Below are 20,143 nucleotides of genomic sequence, written 5' to 3'. Positions count from 1 at the left end.
ATAAAGGCAGGAGTTGGAAAAATGAGTGTATTTCAAGAACTAACCCGAAGGGGATATATCAAGCAGCTGACCCATGAGGAAGAGATCCAGAAGGCCCTGGAAACGGAAAAGGTCACCTTCTACATCGGATTTGATCCCACGGCGGACAGTCTCCATGTGGGCCATTTCATCGCCATGATGTTCATGGCGCATATGCAAAGAGCCGGGCACCGTCCCATCGCTCTGGTGGGCGGAGGCACCGCCATGATCGGAGATCCTTCGGGAAAAACCGACATGCGCACCATGCTGACCCGGGAAGATATTGAACGCAATGTGGCGGGCATCAAAAAGCAGATGGAGAAGTTCATCGACTTCAGCGACGGCAAAGCCCTGATGCTGAATAATGCGGACTGGCTTCTCAATCTGAACTATGTGGATTTTCTCCGAGATATCGGGATTCACTTTTCTGTGAACAACATGCTGCGGGCAGAGTCCATCAAGCAGCGCATGGAAAAGGGACTGTCCTTCCTGGAGTTCAACTACATGCTCATGCAGGGCTATGATTTCCTCTACCTTAATCAGCACCATGGCTGCACCATGCAGCTGGGCGGCGATGATCAGTGGTCTAACATGCTGGCGGGCATTGACCTGGTTCGCCGAAAAGAGCGCAAGACCGCCTATGCCATGACCTGCACCCTGCTGACCAATTCCGAAGGCCAGAAAATGGGCAAAACCGTCAATGGCGCCCTCTGGCTCAATGCAGAGAAAACCCCCGTGTACGATTTCTACCAGTACTGGAGAAATGTGGACGACAAGGATGTGGTGAAGTGTCTTAAGCTTCTGACCTTCGTCGATATCAATGAGATTGAGCGCATCGAAGCCCTGGAGGGCTCTGCCCTCAATGAGGCCAAGAAGCTTCTGGCCTTCGAAGTCACGAAGCTGGTCCACGGGGAAGACGAGGCAGAGAAAGCCAGAAGCGCCGCAGAAGCCCTGTTTGGCGGCGGAACGGACCTCTCCCATGTGCCCACGGTGGAAATCACCAGGGAAGATCTGGCGAAACCCATGCTGGACATTCTGACCGCGGCAGGAGTTTTCCCTTCCAAATCCGAAGGACGCCGAAACATGGAGCAGGGGGGAGTCACCGTTGGCGAGGACAAGGTGACGGATCCCACGCATCTCTTCAAGGAGGAGGACTTTAGCGAAGGATATCTTCTGGTGAAAAAGGGCAAGAAGAAGGTATACCGCGTCCTCTTGACGGATTAATGGCACTTTATGCCATCTCCGATCTGCATCTGTCCCTCAGCGGGGACAAACCCATGGATATCTTTTCCGATCAGTGGAAAGATCATGATCAGCGCATCCGCGATAACTGGCTGAAGAAGATCGGCCCCGAGGATACGGTCCTCCTGGCGGGAGACCTTTCCTGGTCCATGACCATGGACTCGGGAAGGGAAGAACTGGATTTCATCGCCGCCTTGCCCGGCAAAAAGATGATCATCAAGGGAAATCATGATTACTGGTGGGGGAGCATCACCAAGCTGAACAAGATGCATCCGGAAATGAATTTCATCCAAAACAATTTCTTTCCCTATGGCGACTATGCCATCTGCGGAACCCGGGGCTGGGTGCTGCCCGGCAGCGTCCTGTTCAAACCTGAGGATGAAAAAATCTACAAACGGGAGATTCTTCGTCTGCGGCTCTCTTTGGACACGGCGAAAAAAGCAGGATTTGCGAAGTTCATCGTCATGATCCATTATCCGCCGGTGAACGAAACCTTCCAGGACTCCGCATTTACCGACATTTTTGAGGAGTATGGGGTGGAGAAGGTCATCTACGGCCACCTTCACGGGAAATCCCTCCAGCGGGTCATGACGGGGTACCGTCGGGGCGTGGAGTATATCCTCACATCCTGTGACTATATTGATTTTGATCCCATCCGGATCATGGACTAGCATTCACGAAGTTTAGAATAAATCTTTGGAGGTTATTATGTACGATCATCAGGATCAACTGTCAATCAACGCCATTCGCGCACTGTCCATCGAAGCGGTGGAAAAGGCGAACTCCGGTCATCCGGGACTTCCCTTGGGTGCAGCTCCCTTCGCTTATGTACTGTGGGCCAAGAATATGATGCATAACCCGGCAGACCCCAAGTGGTTCAACCGGGACCGTTTCGTACTCTCCGCCGGACACGGCTCGGCCATGCTCTATAGTCTTCTTCATCTGGCCGGCTACGATCTGCCGTTGGAGGAACTGAAGAAGTTCCGTCAGTGGGGATCCAAGACTCCAGGACATCCGGAATACGGTCACACCGCAGGCGTGGAAGCCACCACAGGTCCTCTGGGCCAGGGCATTGCCATGGCTGTGGGCATGGCCATGGCAGAACGCCATCTGGCAGCTACCTACAACCGGGAGAATCTGAACATTGTGGATCACTACACCTACGCCCTTTGCGGCGATGGCGATCTCATGGAAGGCGTTTCCGGAGAAGCCTCTTCCCTGGCAGCCCACCTGAAGCTGGGAAGACTGATCCTGCTCTATGACTCCAATGATATTTCCCTGGATGGGGATTTGAACAAGTCCTTCTCCGAGAGCGTCAAGGGCCGCTATGAGGCCTACGGCTGGCATTACCTTCTGGTGAAGGATGCCAATAACCTGGACGAAGTCCATGCCGCCATTGCAGAAGCCAAGACCGTCACGGACCGCCCCACCATCATCGAAATCAAATCCGTCATCGGCATCGGCTCTCCCCATGCCGGAACGGCCAAGGTTCACGGCTCACCCTTGGGCGCCGCGGGCGTACAGGCGACAAAGGAATACTTCCAGTATCCCTATGGCCCCTTCGAAGTTCCCCAGGAAGCCTATGACACCTTCCGCGGACATATTGCGGAAAATGGCGTAAAAGCCTATGAAGCCTGGAATCAGCTCTTCGCGGAGTATCAGACAGCATATCCGGAACTGGCCGCGGCCTTCCAGGATGCAGTGGCAGGACGTCTGCCCGAAAATCTGGCGGAGAACATGCCCGTCATCGAGGCCGGAAAAGCCGTGGCCACCCGTAATGCCTCCGGCGATGCCATCAACTGGTTTGCCAAGAAGCTTCCCTTCTTCATCGGCGGATCCGCCGATTTGGCCGGATCCAACAAGACCACCATCAATGGGGAGAAGGATTTTTCCGCAGCGGACTACAGCGGGCGGAACATCTGGTTCGGAGTTCGGGAATTTGCCATGGGCGCCATGATGAATGGTATGCATCTCCATGGAGGACTGAAAGTATTCGGCGGAACCTTCTTCGTCTTCTCCGACTATGTTCGTCCTGCCGTTCGCCTTTCCGCCCTCATGGGACTTCCCGTGACCTATGTGTTCACCCATGACAGTGTGGCCGTAGGCGAAGACGGACCCACCCATGAGCCCATCGAGCATCTGCCTTCCCTGCGGGCCATGCCGAACCTTTCGGTGATCCGTCCGGCGGATGCCAATGAGACCTATGCAGCCTGGAAGGTGGCTCTAGAGTCTGAAAAGACTCCCACCACGCTGGTGCTTTCCCGTCAGAACCTGAAGACCCTCCCCTTGAGCGGAGCGTTGGCTATGGAAGGCGTGAAGCGCGGAGCCTATGTGGTTTCCCCCGCAGAAAAAGCACAGGCGGATGCCCTTCTTCTTGCCACGGGGTCAGAAGTATCCCTGGCCTTTGATGCCCAGCAGGAACTGAAAAAGGAAGGCATTGACGTGGCCGTCATCTCCATGCCCTCCTGGGATCTCTTTGAAAAGCAGGATGCGGCGTACAAAGCCAGCGTGCTGAATCCAGCCGTGAAGAAGCGTTTGGCGCTGGAACTGGCCAATCCCCTGGGTTGGGAGCGGTACACCGGCGACGAGGGACAGATCCTCGGTATTCAGGGCTTCGGCGCTTCCGCTCCGGGAGAAGAAGTCATGGAGAAATTCGGCTTCAATGTCCCCCATGTGGTGGAACTGGTGAAGAACCTGGTCAAGTAAAGAACAGTTTAAATGCGGATGGATTTTCCATCCGCATTTTTTTAAGTTACAATCCGCTATAATGAGAGTAGAACATACAGGGAGGAACCGCCATGGAAGGATACGCACTGATTACCGGAGCCACCTCAGGCATTGGACTGGAGCTGGCAAGAAACTTTTGCAGGGACAAGATTCCCGTGATTCTGGCGGCACGCAGTGAGGAGCGGCTCCAGGAGCTGAAGAAACATCTGGAGGAAAGCTACAACGCTCATGTGGTCACGGTGGCCGTGGATCTGGCCAAAGAGGAAGGACCGGAGATGCTTTACCAGGCGGTGAAGGATCTTCCAGTGGTATTTCTCGTAAACAATGCCGGCATCGGGACCTTTGGGCGGCTGGCCAATACGGCCATGGCCGACGAGGTTCAGCTGGTGAAGCTCAACATTCTGGCCCTGCTGAAATTGACGAAGCTCTTTGTCCCGGCCATGGTGGAACATCGATCCGGCTATATTCTCAACGTCGCCTCCATGGCGGCCTTCATGCCCGGGCCCGTCATGGCCAATTACTATGCCTCCAAGGCCTATGTGCTGAGCCTCTCGGAAGCCCTCCATGAAGAACTGAAAAGCCAGGGGATCAGGGTGACGGCCCTTTGCCCCGGACCTGTCCGGACGAACTTTCAGGAACGGGCGGGGATTCAAAAAAAGCCTTCTGCCCAGCGCTTCATGCTGGAAGCCAAAGCTGTGGCCGATGAAGGCTATGCCGGCCTCTGGAAGGGGAAAGCCGTGGTGATCCCCGGGACCTTCAGCAAGGTCATGCCAGCGCTTCTTGGCTTCCTGCCCCGGAGCCTCCGGAGAAAAGCCGCCTGGCTCTCGCAAAAAGAGTAACAGCCTTGGATAATTTTGGTATAATAAGAATAGAATAAGTTCCTTAGTTCATGAGGAGAAGTGGAGGGGCACCGTGGCCAATAAGGATTGGAAAACGTTCATGATTCCCTACGAACAGGCCGTGGAAGAGTTGAAGGTCAAGCTGAGGGCCATCCGTACGGAATACCGACGGCGGAATGATTATTCACCCATTGAGTTTATCACGGGACGCGTGAAGGAAATCTCCTCCATGCTGGAGAAAGCTAACAAGTTTGAGATTCCCCATGACCGGCTGGCCTTTGAACTGGAAGACATCGCCGGGATCCGCATCATGTGCCAGTTTGTGGATGACATCGCCATGGTGGTGGATATTCTCCGAAAACGCCAGGATATGGAAATTCTCTATGAGAAGGACTATATCACCAACGTGAAGCCCAGCGGCTATCGGAGCTACCACATTATTATCAAATATCCGGTGTACATGGCAGCGGGCTCTGTGGACATCATCGCAGAGATCCAGATCCGAACCCTGGCCATGAACTTCTGGGCCGTCACCGAGCACAGTCTCAACTACAAGTACAAGCAGAGCATACCCGAGCATATCCGCCAAAAGCTGAAATTTGCGGCGGAATCGGCCTACCAGCTGGATCAGACCATGCTGGACATTAAGGATGAAATCCGGGACGCCCAGCGGCTTTTTGAAGTGAAATCTGCTTTAGTGTCCACCATTACCAACGATATCCTCTACCTCATGTCCCTGGATAAGATCCAGGAAGCCTCCCGGTTCCAGAATCAGCTGAGCAAGCTGGTGGAGTATGGGGATGTGACGGATCTCAACAATCTTCATCAGCTGGTGAAAAAAGAGATCAACCGCTTCCGATGAAGAGGTACATTGTGAATACGAGGGTTTATTCCCTTCCTTAGGGAAGGGAATGTTTTTTTGCCTGGAGGGTTTGGAAAACCTCTCCCGGCACTTCAATTTTACGCAATTTAATAGTATAATATTCATGATAAAGGATTCCCCAAAGGAAGAGAAAGTAGGTACCAACAAGGTTATGGAGACAAACAGCAAGGATTTGGCTGCCGTTCTGCGCGACGGTCATGAGATCAGACATATGAGTGAGCCCTCTCTGGAACTGATGAAGGCAGCGGTGAAAAAAACACCGGCAGCCATCAAACACCTCAAACATCCGCCCCTGGAGGTCATGCTCCTGGCGGTCACCGGAGGCTGGAACAGCCTGCGGTTCATTGAGCATCCTCCCTATGCTGTTCAGCTGGCAGCAGTGCGCAATAAAGGATGGGCGATTCAGTACATCAAAGAGCAGACGGAAGAACTCCAGCTGGAAGCGGTGAGAAGGGATTATGATGCCATCCAGTACATCCCCAATCCCTCCTGCACCGTGCAGGTGGCGGCGGTGACGACCTTTTGGAGCGCTCTGAAATACATCGAGAACCCCTGTTTTGAAGCCAAGGTCCTGGCCGTGGGCAAAAGCGAACAGGCCATCACCTATGTGGGCGATTATGGCGAGGAGGAGCTGAAAAGCTACCTTCTGGCGAACATCCGCATCGTGAAGTACATCTATGACTCTCTGGATGTTCAGCTTCTTTATGCCGTGCTGAAGGAAAAATTCGGCCAGGAAGGGGTGGAACCCCACTACATTCAGGATTTTATGGAGCTGCAGATCCTCGACATCAACAAAGTGAATTTCATCCGGGATTTTGGTTCCCGAAGCACCAAGCAGGCTTTGGTGGACTATGTGCTGGGCCGTTAGGAGGGAGAAGCCATGAATTATAAAGAAACCTTAGATGCCGTGGAACTGTCTCTGCTCAGCCGATCGGTCCCGCTGATCATCGGCGAAAGCGGCATTGGAAAAACCTCCCTCATTCGGGAGTTCTGCAAAAAGAATGAGCTGTATCTGGTCAACATCGACGCCAATCTGCTGAAGGAAGGCGAGATAGGCGGACTTCCCATGGTGGTGGGCGGAAAGACCTTCTATGCCACCCATCATAAGCTCATGGAGATCGATACCTACCTGGAAAACAATCCGGGGTATGTGCTGCTCTTCATCGATGAAATCAACCGTTCGGATCATTCCGTCCAACAGGAGCTGATGAATCTCATCCTCAACCGGGAAATCAACGGTTATAAGCTGTCAGACCGCGTGCTGGTGGCTGCAGCCATGAATCCCACCAACAAAATGGATGATTTCCGCAATACGGATTACCAGGTGGTGGATATGGATCCCGCCCAGGAGGACCGGTTCATCTGGTTCCATATGGATTCGGATCCCCGGGAATGGATCCGCTGGGGCATGGAAGAGGGCCAGATTCACGAAATGGTGATTCAGTTCATCTCCAACTTCCGGGAGTATCTCAACTACGCCAGCGACGATGAGTACATCCGGGCCACCCCCAGAAGCTGGGAACGGGTATCCCAGGCCCTGAAGGTGTTTGAGACCCGACACTATGAAAATAAAACCCTCTATCATCTGGTCAAGGGCAATGTGGGCACCCGCCTGGCCCAGGAGTTCATGGCGTTCCTGGAAGAGAACAAAAATCCTCTGATCTCCACCCAGGATCTCTATGAGATGGAAGTGGTGGGACAGTTTGTCCGGGATGAAATTGCCCAGGCAAGCCATTCCCGGCTCTACATCCTCGCCAAGAACATGGTCATTCGGCTGAAGGAAACGAAGAGTGCCAAGGATGCGGACCGATTTTCCGAAGTGCTCAACCTCATGCCCAAGGATCTGCGCATTTCCATCATGAAGGAGCTGAAGAGTGATTACGGGGATATCTATCCTCTGCTCTTAAACTCTGATCTCTTCCTGGAAGGATTTTTCGATTGCTATGGACGATCTTAGAGACTATGTGGACCTGACCTTCAATCAGGACTATCAGGCCAAGGACCAGATCCATGACAAGAAGCAGGCGCTTCTGGCTGATGCGGTGAACTACCGGGAAACCGGGATTCTGCGCAAAGGCTTTGTCCAGGACTTCTTTGCCTACATCACGGACCTCACCTTTCAGATGGTGAGTACGGGAGAGGACTACTATGCCCTTTTTCTCAATGATATGGTACGGGAGGCGGATCTTGAGCTTCCGTTTCCCACGGCCAGTGTTCTGAAGGGAAACAAGATTCTTTTCCTCTTCAATCCCCTGTGGTTTGTGGAGCTGGAGACCCGGGAAGCCATCGCCATGATCAAACATGAAGTGCTGCATATTCTTCTGAAGCATCATGCCCGGGAGCGGGCGCTAAAGCCCAAATTCCGCAAGCTGGCCATCAATCTGGCCATGGATATCTCCGTGAACCAGTACCTCAGCCATCTTCCGCCCTATGTGGAGCGGATTAACTCCGTGAACCGGCGGTTTGATCTGCAGCTTCGCACCGGAGAGACCCTGGAGTTCTATACGGAAGCCATCCATCAGGCCATCGAAGAGCACCCCCAGGAAGCGTCAGAGCTGACGGAGTCCCAGGAGGTGAACTATGCCGAGGTCCATGACCGCTGGGCGGAGTCCGAGGATGAACAGCAGGATGAGGTGAAGGACAAGCTGAAAAGCACCCTGCGGTACGCGTCGAAAAATGGGATCCCCGATGAAGTGCAGAAAATCCTCCACGACCAGACACCGGCGGAAGTCCCTTGGGGCAGAGTGGTGGGGAAAGCCCTGCGTACGCTGCCCAAGGGCCAGAAGAAGACGGTGACTCGGGTGAACCGGCGTCAGCCGGAACGGCTGGATCTTCGGGGAGAGCTGAAAAACCATATCCCGGACATTACGGTGGCCGTGGATATTTCCGGCAGCATTGATGACAAGGCCATGAATGGTTTCCTTCGGGAAATCCTGTCCCTGAGCCGCCGATACAAGGAAAGTATCCGGATTCTGGAATGTGATGATGCCATCCGAAGGGATTACCGCATCCGCAGCCTGAAGGATATCCAGCCTTTGCTGAAACGGCGTGGAGGTACCCGGTTCTCGCCGGTGATGGAAAAACTGAAGGAAGAAAATCAGCGGGATACGCTCCTCATCTATTTCACCGACGGGCAGGGTGAGCGGCAGCTGGAGCTTCGGCCCATCCACCATAAGACCCTGTGGATGGTGAAAGGAGACAAGCTGTCCCTGGCGGATCCCCATGGGGAGGTCATCTACCTGCGCAAGGAGACTCCTGAGAATGAACCCACTTATGGCATCCAGGTCATGCGAGCCATGCTGAACGATTGGGCAAGATAATTTAGGTCATAAAAAAACGGGTATTCGGATTTTATGGTGGAAAAGGGCTTATAAATCACCCTTCTCCAAATTCTTAATAAGTGTGGAAAAATCGACACCAAAGTTGTCTGTAATGTCGTGATCATTCACTTCATACCAATTGAAAGTATCGTATAACATAGCTTTATTGAAAGCACTTGAATTAAATCGTGGCTTACGCTTTTTATGGAGCTTCTCATTGAAAAGGATTTTGGCTCGTAAGGCATCAAACGAGTAACCTCTACCCATTCGCTCTACCTGCCTAATAATGCTGTTAATTGACTCCGTATAAGCATTAGTGAGCCTTTTATCAAAGTAGTTGAATATTTCGACATGCCAGTTGTCTACGGCTCTCACGAGGTCTTTATATGCGTCTTTAGAGTTGCTGGACATACAACGGTGTCTCCATTGACTATAACGAAGATGACCTTCATCTGGATCAGGAGTATCCCATATCCAGTAAAACTCTTCTTTGAGTTCATAGGCTTCTTTTAAAGCAGGAAGATTACCTAACCAAGTATCTAAGAGGAATGATTCACGTTCATTTAGATCGTGTTTACGCTTTAGAAGGATAAACCTCTCACGCATAAGGGTACGTCTTTCTTTTTGGCTCATATGGGCTTTCAAAGACTTTCTGACGTTATCTAAGGCTTGATTAGCCATTCTAACTACATGAAACTTATCTACGACAACTTTAGCGTGTGGAAGGATAGTGCTCACTGCGTCTTTGTAGGGCTTCCACATATCCATTGTGACGTACTCAATGTAAGTCCTGTCACTGATTTCTGAAAGACGTTGGATGACTGTTTCCTTGTTACGGTTAGGCTTGATATCATAAATAGTCCTGCGTTCAATATTAGTCAATACAAGCCGAGGTCTACGGATAATATGTATCTCGTCTATCCCAAGCCACTTAGGAGTTTCAAACTGGTATTCACGTTCTTTGAGTGCCACATAGTCCTTAAAAACGTTCCTAATGGTTTTCTCGTCAACACCAACGCTTTCTGCGACTTCTACAAAGGTCTTAGACATGGATTGCTCTTGAATGGACTTTAAAAGCCTTTTGGTCATACTACGCTTTTCATCTACAGATATTAGGCGTTCCCAGAAGGTAGATCCGCATTCACGACACTTGTATCGTCTACGGTTCAATTGTAAGCCCACTCGCTTTAAACGAATGGGCAAATCCATAATTAGTTGATTTCTTGAACTGTGTTTGTACAACTTGTCAAAACCACATTCAGGACAACGTTCAGGTGGTCCGACTGCTTCTACTTTAAATATCATATCGGTTTCATTTTCTTGTGGCGGTTCTATTGTTTTAATGTCTGGTAGAGATAATAAGTCTGACATATTATTCATCCTTTATTACTCTGCGGTGTTAAGGTATCAATTATAGATTTGATGTCGAAATCATCAGTGTTAAATTATTTTTGTGACCACAAATGCACTTAGAAAATCCCTTAAAGCATTAGCTGGTTCACTTGAATAGGGAGTTGTAAAAAAGTTCCCTTAGCCTGCACAACAAGATAATTTCGAAATATCTTTATCGAACGTAAGTGCAGCTAATTTTAGCCCTTCAGCCATTGTTAAATATGGTGCTAGGGTTTCTGTTAAATCTTCTATCGTTAAGCCAAATTTAACAGCTAATGATGCTGCATAGATGACATCTCCTGCATTCTCAGATACAATATGAACCCCTAATACTTTTAGTGTTTCTGCATCTGCTACTAGTTTAAATACACCGGTTGTTTCACGGTTTACAATTGCTCTTGGAACAGCATCTAAAGGTAATACAGATGTCTTCACATCATACCCTTTCTCTTTTGCTTGTTCTTCTGTTAAACCAACCGTTGCAACCGTCGGATTCGTAAACGTAACAGCAGGAACTACCGATAAATCTATTTTTTTGTTTAATCCACCAATAGCATTATCAGTAATAATTCCACCTTCATAGGCTGCTACATATACAAATTGTGGTCCTAAAGTCACATCTCCTGCTGCATAAATCTTTTCATTACTTGTTTGACCAAAATCATTGATCAGGATTTCATTATTTTTTCCAGTTTCAACACCTGCTGCACTTAAATTTAAAGAATCCGTATTTGGTTTTCTTCCAGTGGCAACAAGTAACTGATCTGATTCAATGACTTCTCTACTGCCATTTACTGTTACGTAAACCCTTTTTATCTCTCCACTTTGTTCAACACGCTCAAAAGTTGCCCCTTTGACAAGGTTTATACCCTGTTCAATTAACGCTTTTTCAACTGACTCTGAAATCTCAGGATCATACTCCTTTAAAAGTCGCTCACTTCTTTGCATAAGCGTTATTTCTGAACCTAAATGATGAAATAGTTGTCCAAGCTCCATTCCAATGTATCCTGAACCAATTACAGTTAATCGTTTTGGTATTTTCTTTAACTCAAGAAGTGTTGTACTAGTTAAATAGTCCATTTTTTCAAGTCCTGAAATTTGGGGCAACGAAGGCGATGCACCTGTTGCAATTAAAAAGCGTTTTGCAGATAACTTTGCCCCATTGACCTCAACCGTACTAGCATCAACGAATTTTGCTTCACCTTTAATTAAATCAAAATTATATTCATTAATTAAATCCATATATTTTTGATTCCGAAGTTCGCTCACCAATTTATCCTTTTGCGTGATTAAACTAGCTAAATCCACTTCTCCAGCGGATGTTTGTAAACCTATAAACGGATTGTCTTTTGATAAATGATTGATTTCCCCTGCCCTAAGAAGAGTTTTTGACGGAACACAGCCAATATTCACACAGGTTCCCCCAACCGTTCCGCGCTCAATCATTCCAACTTTTGCACCGTATTCTATAGCTTTAATTGCCGAAGAAAAGGCAGCAGCACCAGAACCAATAATAAGAAGGTCATAATTGTCTTCATTAATTAACGCCACGTTTTCTAGTGATGATACTTCTTCAATTTTTCCGGCTTGGTAATTTGCTTCATCAATCGCCTTTATTGCACTTTCAACCTCAATATCATCGGGCAGTACAAATACTGCTTCACCACGACGATAACTAGACTCAATATTTTTAGCACCTATCTTTTCAAGTGCTGATTCTACGTGTTTTTCACAACCCGTACAAGTCATTCCTGAAATGTTTACCTTAAATTTATTCATAAAAAAGCTCCTTTCGTTAATTAATCTCTCATGTTAATGTTTCTATTATTGGACACGAATGTAATTGCTTTTCATCTGGACATCGTTGTTTTAAGTCGTCTAACATAGTTTCAATTCGTTTTAAATCCTCTATTTGTTTTTGCACTTCCTTTTGTTTTTTAGAAACAAATTCGAACATATCTTGACAACGAACTTCATCTTTATCTACAACACCAAGTAATTTATAAATCTCGCTTAAAGAAAAACCAAGTTCCTGTATTCGTTTAATAAACCCAACACGCTTAACGTCATCATATGAATATATCCGATAACCAGCTTCCGTTCGGTGAGGTTCTTGTAATAAATTTTTTCGCTCGTAATATCTGATCGTTTCTTTATTAACTCCACATTTATCTGCAAACTCACTAATGCGATAAATCATCTTATTTCACCCCATGAATATTATAAACCGTGTACCATAGTACACGGTCAAGTAAATTGGACTATTCTATTTTTTCCCAAAGTATCACTCGTATGTGATTGATACTTTTATATAATACTATTGATTATCCTAACATCCCACCAGAAAATCCGATTTAAACACCAGTTGTTTTTAAACTATTAAGAAAGTAATTCCACTATATATTCCGAAGACCCAAAAAAACCAGGGTGGTTAAACCCTGGTTTTTTATGCGGTTAGCAGCCTTCGCAGGTGGTGCATCCGGTGGATTCCTGAACCTTATTGGGCCTCAGTACCATTCCCTGGCCAAGATTTTCCTCGGTGGCCAGAATTTGGAAGCCTTCAAACTCGTTGTAGAGTTCCTCTTCCACATAGAAGGTAAGATCCTGGATGGTGGTCTCCAAGTCGCCGTCTTTTTTCGTATCTACAGTGAGTCCGAAGCGGGGACCGCTGCAGGCATAGCCTGCCAGTTTGATCCGGATATTATTCTCCGTCACGTTGTTGGAGCGGAGAAAATGGAGAAACTCGGCATAGGCCGGGCTGCTCATGGTCAGCAGTTCTTTTTTCATGGTTTCCATCACAAGACCTCCTTCATTTTGCCCTAGGTCAGTTTATACCGCACAGCCGGTGGCGCAAGTGGAACATCCGCTGGCGTCATCAATCTTGCGGGGTCTCAGAGACATGCCGCCGCCGAAGTTTTCTTCATCGGACAGGATGACAAACCCCTGATACTCATCGTAAAGATCCTTGGAAACGATGAAGGTCACATCCTTCAGTACTTCCACGTAGTCATTGTCGGTGGCTTCATCCACCATGAGGCCAAAGCGGGGACCGCTGCAGCCAAAACCGGCCAGGGCCAGACGGACGACCTTGGGCTCAATCTCGTTGGCTTCCAAGAGGTCGTTGAACTCGTTATATCCTGCATCAGAAATATCGATGAGGCTCATCGTTGTATTATTCATGCGTAACATCTCCCTTAATTCATACCAGATTACTCAGATTTCCCCTCTATTATAGACGATCCCGGATCAATGTTCAAGGATTCTGATGAAACCTTCAGGGTTTGATGCAAAATTCCTTCGACACTAAATGAACATTCTGAATATTTCGATGGAGAGCGGCGAAAAGCGAGGGTTCATATGATACAATAAAATTAAATCCACCGTTCCTTCTGAAATGAAATGAAGGCTGATCGGGGAAATCAGCCTTCACGTCATACTTCATAAAAAGGGGGAAATATGAAATACATTTTGGTAAATAGGATTGTTTGGGTAATGTGTGTTATGAATATAGTTTAGCATAGATTGGATAAAATTGAAAGTGATTCTCAATTAAAAGGTGAGAATATTTTATGAACAGGGGGAAAGACGATGAACAGCATCTTGTCCCATGAAAAAGAAGAACTGATCCGGGTCATCTTCATGCCCATCAGTAACCGGCTCCAGGAGGAGACGGGATCATCCCTGGTGGAAGTGGAGGAGCATGGTCACCTGTTCGTTTCCTTTATCACGGCCCTGGGGAATATCCGTGTCCGATGCAGCGGTAAGCGATTTATCATCCAGGAGTTCAATCTGGAGCTCCGGGATACGACCATGGACTATTTTCTTCTTCGGCTCTGTCTATTTCTGCGGCGTAATGAGGGAAACATCATCAGTATTTTGCGGGACCCCCGGACCGCAACCCTGGTGGATTTTGTGGAAAGCCGGTATCCCGATTCCGTGTTCACCTCCTTAGGGGAGAAGTCCTATCTGGAATTGAAGGTGTCCCGATTCATCGCCCGGATTGCCGAACGGGCCCAGGTGAATCAATCGTAAACAATTGATTAATTCCGTGGTTTTTTCCGAAAGTTTACCCAGATTCAGGTAAAATGAAGGGGAGTAAACTATGGAACAAGACCAAGGAGGTTAACCATGAAAATATTGTCTTTTGTCGCTGATATTTTTGAAGATCTGGAGCTCTGGTATCCCTTAATCCGCCTGAAAGAAGAGGGGTGGGAAGTGGATGTGGTGGCTTTGGATAAAGCCAAGACCTATGTGGGCAAATATGGCCTTAAAGCCCAGGCTAACAAGACCTACGATGAGGTAGACTCCAAGGATTATGACGGACTGCTCATTCCCGGCGGCTATGCTCCGGATATCCTTCGGGTGGAAGAAGACTGCATCCGGCTCACCCAGGAGTTCAACGCCCAGGGCAAACCCATCGGAATGATCTGCCATGCTGGATGGGTTCCCGTCACTGCGGATATTCTCCGGGGAAAAACGGGTACCAGCACCCGAAAGATCAAAGCAGATCTGGAAGGGGCCGGACTCACCTGGGTGGATGAGGAAGTGGTGGTGTCCGAGAACATCATCAGCTCCCGTTCTCCTAAGGATCTTCACGTGTATACCACTGCCTTCATCGATGAAGTGAAGAAATACAAAGAGAAAAATCAAGGATAGCAAAGTACCGCTGCAAATCGATACCAACCGATTTTGCAGCGGTGTTTTTTTGCTCAAATTACTGAATAAAGTGGTTGGAATTCAGGGGATATTCGGATTCTGATGTTTATTTGGGGAGGAGCTAAAGTCGTTATATGCATCAGCTTAAACTGAACTGGAATAAAAGGAGAAGGAATACCCGATTCATCTAGCGGTCATCGTCAAATTACATTTTGTCCAGAGTTCTGAGCTGCTAAATAGAAAAAGGATGACATCAGTTTAATCAGACGATGACTTACGAGTAGGGCCCAATCAGTTCACTCCCTGATAAAGTGAGTCTAATCCGGATGGTTAGAGGATACTCAGGGTTTCCCCTTTGATTGTGATGGAAATGAGTAGTGTTAAATTTGAAGGAGTTTGAATTGTCGTGAATGCAGGAGGAAAATAAGTTTTACCGCATGGAAAATAATCGCATATTACATTAATTAGTAAATAGTTATTCTTAATAATAAATGTTATAACTAATTATTATTATTATTATTAATATAAAATTAAATATAAATTATAAATATTAAATACTAAAAGATTACAGATATTTATTATGTATAAATTGTTAATTTTATTTAAATAGATAAATTGATTAAAAAATAATGATACATTAATTATAAGATAAAAAATATACTATTTAGGAGGTTATAATGAAAAAGAAAATATACAGTCTTATGGCTATTCTACTGATCTTCTTGGGTATAACGGCGTGTAATAAGGTCAATGTGCAAGAGGAAGTAGCCGATAAATTTCTCAGAGCCTATTATTCGCAGTATGAGCATAAGGACCTTCTCGCTAAAATTTATAAATCAGAACTCAGTGAGGCAGTAATCGCTGAGTATTATCAGGAAATTTTTCCAAATTTGGTGCCAGTGGAGGCTCAGTCCCAACTTTTTCGAAATCGAGCACTGCCACCTTTTCAGTTCTTGGAGACTAACATTGTAAAGGCTACCGTCTCATCGATTCAGTTCGAGAAGGCTAAAAATGAGCTTGAGGGAACCTTGAAATTTCAGGTTAAGGTTGTGTTTGAAGACGTACAAGGGATAAAAACTGGAAAAGAAGCTACGGGCTTAATTCGCGTGCTAAAGGGAAACCAGGAGTATCAGGTAATAGGCTTTGAAATCACATCATCATAATTTGCAAATCGATGGAATAAATCTAAATCCATAGCCCTAACTGTTGGATATGCTCCCTATAAGAGCGGCAGTGAAAAAAACACTGCTAATCTTGAAGGGAGCATATTAACTTTGGTCATGAGTCAGAGAGGGTCCCTTTCCGTCTTCCCATGTTGCGATGCTCATGATAATCAAGTCATGACAGACGGCAGGTTCAGCAGGTTTTAGGCTTTTAAGGCGTCTTAAGCAACCTCTAGCTATGATTAATTACGTCTCCAGTGGTGAAAAAACTGATCTCGATAACTTTCCACGCTGCCCATAAAAAAGCCGTTGCAAACCCTGTGGGGTGTGCAGCGGCGATGGCTTTAGTGGGGTGGATTACTTGGCGACGATGTTCACCAGGCGTCCCTTGATGACAATGACCTTGGCCACGGTCTTTCCTTCGGTTTCCCGAAGAATGGCCGGAGCTGCCAGGGAAAGGGTCTTGATTTCATCCTCGGTGGATGAGGTGGAAACCATGATGCGCTCCTTGATTTTGCCATTCACCTGAATGGCGATTTCCACTTCATCTTTGACGAGGGCCTGGGCATCCAGGATGGGCCAGGGCTCATCGAAAATGCTGGTACTGTGGCCAAAGAGGGACCAGATCTCTTCGCTGAAATGGGGAGCGAAAGGCGCCAGAAGTCGGATAAAGTCCTCGGTAACCTGTTTCAGGGTGCCATGGTGGTGCTGGTCCAGTCCAATGTACTTGTTCAGTGCATTGGTCAGCTCCATCATTCGGGCGATGGCGGTGTTGAACTGCATCTTCTCCGCATCTTCCGTGACGCCCTTCACAGCGTTGGCATTCCAGTAGAGAAGTTCCTTTTCTTCCGAACGAATGGTATCCACGTGATCGGAGCTCTGGAGAATATCCCGGACGTTGTGGAAGTTACGTTCCACACGGTCGACGAATCGGGCCATGGAACGGATTCCTTCATCGGACCAGGCACCGCCGTCGGAGTAGGAGAAGCCGAACATGAGGTACATGCGGAACACATCGGCACCGTACTGGTCGATGTATTCATCAGGGGAGATGGTGTTTCCCTTGGATTTGCTCATCTTCTGGCCATCGGGACCCAGGATCAGGCCCTGATGGGTGAGGGACTTGAAGGGCTCGTCGAAGGACAGGTACCCCATGTCCCGAAGAGCCTTGGTGATGAAGCGGGAGTAGAGGAGGTGCATGACGGCATGCTCCGGTCCGCCCACATACTTGTCCACGGGGAGCATCTCGTTCACCTTCGCTTTATCGAAGGGGGCATCGCTGTTCTTGTTGTCCACATAGCGCAGATAGTACCAGGAGGAGCAGACAAAGGTATCCAGGGTGTCCGCTTCCCGGGTGGCGGGTCCGCCGCATCGCGGGCATGTGGTGTTCATGAAGCTTTCGCTTTTCGCCAGGGGGGATTTTCCGTCGGGGGTGAAGGCCACATCATAGGGCAGTCTCACGGGAAGATCCGATTCCTCCACAGCGACTTCACCGCAGTGATCACAGTAGACGATGGGAATGGGCGCACCCCAGTAACGCTGGCGGGAAACCAGCCAGTCCCGGAGACGGTAGTTGACCTTCAAGGCACCCTTCTTGCGTTCTTCCAGCCAAGCGGTGACCTGGGATTTGGCGTCATCGCCCTGGAGACCGTCAAATCCTGGGGAGTTGACCATGGGGCCATACTCGCAGAAGGGAAGAGCATCTCCGCCTTCGATGACCCGCTCAATAGGAAGCTGGTACTTGGTGGCAAACTCAAAGTCCCGTTCATCATGGGCAGGAACGGCCATGACAATACCGGTTCCGTAGGTGTTGAGGACATAGTCGCCCACCCAGATGGGGATTTCCCGGCCATTGATGGGATTCACGGCATAGGAGCCCGTGAAGACGCCGGTTTTTTCCCGGGTCAGGGACTGGCGGTCGATATCGGACTGCTTCTTGGCCGCATCCTGATAGGCTTCCACAGCAGCACGGTTTTCCGGGGTGGTCAGCACATCTACCAGCTTGTTCTCCGGGGCAAAGACCACATAGGTGGCTCCGAAAAGGGTGTCCACACGGGTGGTGAAGACGTCGAAGGTGAGGTCCATGTCCTTCACGTCGAAGGTGACGGAAGAACCATAGGAGCGGCCAATCCAGTGCTTTTGCATGGATTTTGTCTTTTCCGGCCAGTCGAGGCCTTCCAGACCTTCCAGAAGTTCATCGGCATACTTGGTGATGTTGAAGAACCATTGGGTCAGGTCCTTCTTTTCCACGGCGGTGCCGCATCGTTCACAGAGGCCATCCACCACCTGCTCATTGGCCAGTACGGTGTTGCAGCTGGGACACCAATTCACCGGTGCATTTTTTCGATAAGCCAGGTTGTTTTTGTACAGCTGAAGGAACAGCCACTGGGTCCACTTGTAGTAGTCGGGATCGCAGGTGACCACTTCATGGTCCCAGTTGAACATGGCGCCCATGGCCTTCAGCTGAGTTTCCATGGTTTCGATGTTTTTCAGCGTGGAGTCCATGGGATGGATTCCAGTTTTGATGGCGAAGTTTTCCGCCGGGAGACCAAAGGCGTCAAAGCCCATGGGCTGGAACACATTATAGCCCTGCATACGCTTCATCCGGGCCCAGGAGTCCGTGGGTCCGTAGTTGAACCAGTGTCCGGCGTGGAGCTTGCTGCCGGAAGGATAGGAGAACATCTCCAGCACGTAGAGCTTTTCTTTTCCGCTCTTCTTCGTAAAGGTGGTGCTTTCGTTTTCTGCCCAGGTTTTCTGCCATTTTTTGTCGACTTGTTTTCCGTAGATTGTCATGATTACCCTCCTTCATCATACAAAAAAACTCCGTCTCAACGAAGAGACGGAGTTGTCCGTGGTACCACTCTAATTAAGCCCGAAGGCTTCACTTTGCGGAAGTTAACGGTTCCACCCGTAGCGGATTAGGCTAAGGCTCCAGGACGAGTTCTCCGGCTTCACTGCTCCTTCACACCACCCAGGAGCTCGCTGTCAGTAAAGTTTGCGGATACTATTTCCCTTCATCGCACATATAGACTGATTATAAAGCAGAGACCGGCTTTCGTCAATCCAAGAAAAGACTTCTTCCTAGAGCCCCTTGGGGGTCGTGGGGGTCAACCCCCGCTCCTCCAGAATCTGGAAAATACTCTTGGAAGAGGTATCCGCCATGGTGTAGCCCAGAAGGGTTACAATCTCTTCCAGCTCTTCCACCGTGGGACTTTCCACTTCCAGATAGGGGAAGGGGACAAACTCCTTTTCGTTGATGTCGATTTCCACCAGGGAGTTCTTCACCTGATAGCTTTCCCGGGTTTTCCGGATATTTTGAATCAGCTCCAAACCTAAGGCCTTGAAGATGCCTTCGCCGGTTTCCCGGTCGCTGACGGGGGTTTCAAACTCCTCCATCCGCTTCACCACATCCCGGGAGATGAGGCGCTTGGTGGTCATGAGCACATCCACTTTTTTCGTTCTGTGATCTTCCACCACGCGAATCCGCGCATAACCCTGGGCTTTCAGCAGACGCCGGTCGGGAAAGTCGTAGATGAGATTGTCCTGCTGCTCGTCCTTGACCAGGGAAGCCCCTGCTTCCACCATGATCCGTCGGATGTGTTCCAGATCGATGTCCAGTATTTTAACTTCCAGTTCCATGGGATTCTCCTTTATGACGGTTCTAAAGACCGTGTATATTTGCGTCTTCTCCTCAGGTTCAAGTCTTTTTAACCTGGCAAAAATCCATAAAATGAGGACCTTTACCTTATCGTATCGCAAGGACTGAAACCTTTACATTACAGGTCTGATAATTTTATGTAAACTCTCTTGACTGTTTACATCAACTCCATTATGATGCAGGTGATATGAGGAATCAACCTTGTACCGGTATTATACATTTTTTCCCTTAGGCAGAACAAGTTG

General features: G+C 48.5%; 18 protein-coding genes and 1 other annotated feature. Of the genes, 11 read left to right on the top strand and 7 right to left on the bottom strand.

Annotation, left to right across the window (positions count from 1 at the left end; genetic code table 11):
- The first annotated feature begins 21 nt into the window (after positions 1-21).
- The 8 genes from tyrS (at position 22) to KCG48_RS07560 (ending at position 9,029) form a co-directional block, all read left to right on the top strand.
- Positions 22-1,242, top strand: coding sequence for a tyrosine--tRNA ligase (gene tyrS / locus KCG48_RS07595; RefSeq protein WP_211801024.1), 1,221 nt, complete (start codon positions 22-24; stop codon positions 1,240-1,242).
- Positions 1,242-1,931: a metallophosphoesterase gene (locus KCG48_RS07590; RefSeq protein WP_211801023.1), complete on the top strand. Its 690-nt coding sequence runs from the start codon at positions 1,242-1,244 to the stop codon at positions 1,929-1,931. Before tyrS ends, KCG48_RS07590 begins: the two co-directional genes overlap by 1 nt.
- Positions 1,932-1,968: 37 nt before the next feature.
- Complete coding sequence (gene tkt, locus KCG48_RS07585; RefSeq protein ID WP_211801022.1) at positions 1,969-3,966, top strand: transketolase; 1,998 nt, start codon at positions 1,969-1,971, stop codon at positions 3,964-3,966.
- A gap of 92 nt (positions 3,967-4,058) precedes the next feature.
- Positions 4,059-4,826: an SDR family NAD(P)-dependent oxidoreductase gene (locus KCG48_RS07580; protein WP_211801021.1), complete on the top strand. Its 768-nt coding sequence runs from the start codon at positions 4,059-4,061 to the stop codon at positions 4,824-4,826.
- 73 nt (positions 4,827-4,899) lie between these two features.
- The gene (locus tag KCG48_RS07575) at positions 4,900-5,688 is read left to right on the top strand and encodes a GTP pyrophosphokinase (RefSeq protein ID WP_211801020.1); all 789 of its coding nucleotides are present in this window, start codon (positions 4,900-4,902) and stop codon (positions 5,686-5,688) included.
- A 124-nt stretch (positions 5,689-5,812) separates the two neighbouring features.
- On the top strand, positions 5,813-6,577 hold the full coding sequence (locus KCG48_RS07570; RefSeq protein WP_211801019.1) for a DUF4116 domain-containing protein: 765 nt from the start codon (positions 5,813-5,815) through the stop codon (positions 6,575-6,577).
- A gap of 12 nt (positions 6,578-6,589) precedes the next feature.
- Positions 6,590-7,666 (top strand): AAA family ATPase, encoded by a 1,077-nt coding sequence (locus KCG48_RS07565; protein WP_211801018.1) that lies wholly within the window; start codon positions 6,590-6,592, stop codon positions 7,664-7,666.
- The gene (locus KCG48_RS07560) at positions 7,653-9,029 is read left to right on the top strand and encodes a vWA domain-containing protein (protein WP_211801017.1); all 1,377 of its coding nucleotides are present in this window, start codon (positions 7,653-7,655) and stop codon (positions 9,027-9,029) included. Before KCG48_RS07565 ends, KCG48_RS07560 begins: the two co-directional genes overlap by 14 nt.
- A 48-nt stretch (positions 9,030-9,077) precedes the next feature.
- Here the strand turns inward: KCG48_RS07560 and KCG48_RS07555 are convergent, their stop codons facing one another.
- The 5 genes from KCG48_RS07555 to KCG48_RS07535 all read right to left on the bottom strand — a co-directional run bounded on the left by KCG48_RS07555 (position 9,078) and on the right by KCG48_RS07535 (position 13,601).
- Entirely contained in the window at positions 9,078-10,400 is a 1,323-nt protein-coding gene (locus tag KCG48_RS07555) for an ISL3 family transposase (RefSeq protein ID WP_211801015.1), read from the bottom strand.
- 159 nt (positions 10,401-10,559) lie between these two features.
- Positions 10,560-12,200: a mercury(II) reductase gene (gene merA / locus KCG48_RS07550; protein WP_211801013.1), complete on the bottom strand. Its 1,641-nt coding sequence runs from the start codon at positions 12,198-12,200 to the stop codon at positions 10,560-10,562.
- Positions 12,201-12,228: 28 nt separating this feature from the next.
- Entirely contained in the window at positions 12,229-12,621 is a 393-nt protein-coding gene (gene merR, locus KCG48_RS07545; RefSeq protein ID WP_001863748.1) for an Hg(II)-responsive transcriptional regulator, read from the bottom strand.
- 254 nt (positions 12,622-12,875) lie between these two features.
- Positions 12,876-13,217 (bottom strand): HesB-like protein, encoded by a 342-nt coding sequence (locus KCG48_RS07540; protein ID WP_230977048.1) that lies wholly within the window; start codon positions 13,215-13,217, stop codon positions 12,876-12,878.
- A gap of 33 nt (positions 13,218-13,250) precedes the next feature.
- Positions 13,251-13,601, bottom strand: a complete 351-nt coding sequence (locus KCG48_RS07535; protein WP_230977047.1) for a HesB-like protein — start codon at positions 13,599-13,601, stop codon at positions 13,251-13,253.
- Between the two features lie 408 nt (positions 13,602-14,009).
- Here KCG48_RS07535 and KCG48_RS07530 point away from each other — a divergent pair, with 408 nt between their 5' ends.
- From KCG48_RS07530 to KCG48_RS07520, 3 genes are all read left to right on the top strand, one after another.
- A complete protein-coding gene (locus tag KCG48_RS07530; protein ID WP_211801011.1) occupies positions 14,010-14,453 on the top strand; it encodes a hypothetical protein in 444 nt (147 codons plus the stop codon).
- 96 nt (positions 14,454-14,549) lie between these two features.
- The gene (locus KCG48_RS07525; protein ID WP_211801009.1) at positions 14,550-15,077 is read left to right on the top strand and encodes a type 1 glutamine amidotransferase domain-containing protein; all 528 of its coding nucleotides are present in this window, start codon (positions 14,550-14,552) and stop codon (positions 15,075-15,077) included.
- Between the two features lie 677 nt (positions 15,078-15,754).
- Positions 15,755-16,240 (top strand): hypothetical protein, encoded by a 486-nt coding sequence (locus tag KCG48_RS07520; protein WP_211801007.1) that lies wholly within the window; start codon positions 15,755-15,757, stop codon positions 16,238-16,240.
- A gap of 357 nt (positions 16,241-16,597) precedes the next feature.
- Here the strand turns inward: KCG48_RS07520 and leuS are convergent, their stop codons facing one another.
- Together leuS and KCG48_RS07510 are read right to left on the bottom strand one after the other, a co-directional pair.
- Positions 16,598-19,033 (bottom strand): leucine--tRNA ligase, encoded by a 2,436-nt coding sequence (gene leuS, locus KCG48_RS07515; protein ID WP_211801005.1) that lies wholly within the window; start codon positions 19,031-19,033, stop codon positions 16,598-16,600.
- Between the two features lie 39 nt (positions 19,034-19,072).
- Positions 19,073-19,267 (bottom strand) — a binding site (T-box leader).
- Positions 19,268-19,321: 54 nt separating this feature from the next.
- A complete protein-coding gene (locus KCG48_RS07510; protein ID WP_211801003.1) occupies positions 19,322-19,879 on the bottom strand; it encodes a class IV adenylate cyclase in 558 nt (185 codons plus the stop codon).
- Between the last annotated feature and the right edge of the window lie 264 nt (positions 19,880-20,143).

The organism is Proteiniclasticum sediminis, assembly GCF_018128025.1.
Lineage (GTDB): Bacteria > Bacillota > Clostridia > Clostridiales > Clostridiaceae > Proteiniclasticum > Proteiniclasticum sediminis.
Note: the sequence above shows the minus strand (reverse complement) of the source record. Positions and strands in the feature narration are given on the sequence as shown.

Bases quoted from the DNA above. Each gene is read 5' to 3' on its own strand.
- KCG48_RS07520 (WP_211801007.1), top strand. From the start codon at position 15,755: ATGAAAAAGAAAATATACAGTCTTATGGCTATTCTACTGATCTTCTTG.
- KCG48_RS07540 (WP_230977048.1), bottom strand. From the start codon at position 13,217: ATGGAAACCATGAAAAAAGAACTGCTGACCATGAGCAGCCCGGCCTAT.
- KCG48_RS07525 (WP_211801009.1), top strand. From the start codon at position 14,550: ATGAAAATATTGTCTTTTGTCGCTGATATTTTTGAAGATCTGGAGCTC.
- KCG48_RS07590 (WP_211801023.1), top strand. From the start codon at position 1,242: ATGGCACTTTATGCCATCTCCGATCTGCATCTGTCCCTCAGCGGGGAC.
- KCG48_RS07510 (WP_211801003.1), bottom strand. From the start codon at position 19,879: ATGGAACTGGAAGTTAAAATACTGGACATCGATCTGGAACACATCCGA.
- leuS (WP_211801005.1), bottom strand. From the start codon at position 19,033: ATGACAATCTACGGAAAACAAGTCGACAAAAAATGGCAGAAAACCTGG.
- KCG48_RS07530 (WP_211801011.1), top strand. From the start codon at position 14,010: ATGAACAGCATCTTGTCCCATGAAAAAGAAGAACTGATCCGGGTCATC.
- KCG48_RS07535 (WP_230977047.1), bottom strand. From the start codon at position 13,601: ATGAATAATACAACGATGAGCCTCATCGATATTTCTGATGCAGGATAT.
- merR (WP_001863748.1), bottom strand. From the start codon at position 12,621: ATGATTTATCGCATTAGTGAGTTTGCAGATAAATGTGGAGTTAATAAA.
- KCG48_RS07555 (WP_211801015.1), bottom strand. From the start codon at position 10,400: ATGTCAGACTTATTATCTCTACCAGACATTAAAACAATAGAACCGCCA.
- merA (WP_211801013.1), bottom strand. From the start codon at position 12,200: ATGAATAAATTTAAGGTAAACATTTCAGGAATGACTTGTACGGGTTGT.
- tyrS (WP_211801024.1), top strand. From the start codon at position 22: ATGAGTGTATTTCAAGAACTAACCCGAAGGGGATATATCAAGCAGCTG.
- tkt (WP_211801022.1), top strand. From the start codon at position 1,969: ATGTACGATCATCAGGATCAACTGTCAATCAACGCCATTCGCGCACTG.
- KCG48_RS07580 (WP_211801021.1), top strand. From the start codon at position 4,059: ATGGAAGGATACGCACTGATTACCGGAGCCACCTCAGGCATTGGACTG.
- KCG48_RS07565 (WP_211801018.1), top strand. From the start codon at position 6,590: ATGAATTATAAAGAAACCTTAGATGCCGTGGAACTGTCTCTGCTCAGC.
- KCG48_RS07570 (WP_211801019.1), top strand. From the start codon at position 5,813: ATGATAAAGGATTCCCCAAAGGAAGAGAAAGTAGGTACCAACAAGGTT.
- KCG48_RS07560 (WP_211801017.1), top strand. From the start codon at position 7,653: ATGGACGATCTTAGAGACTATGTGGACCTGACCTTCAATCAGGACTAT.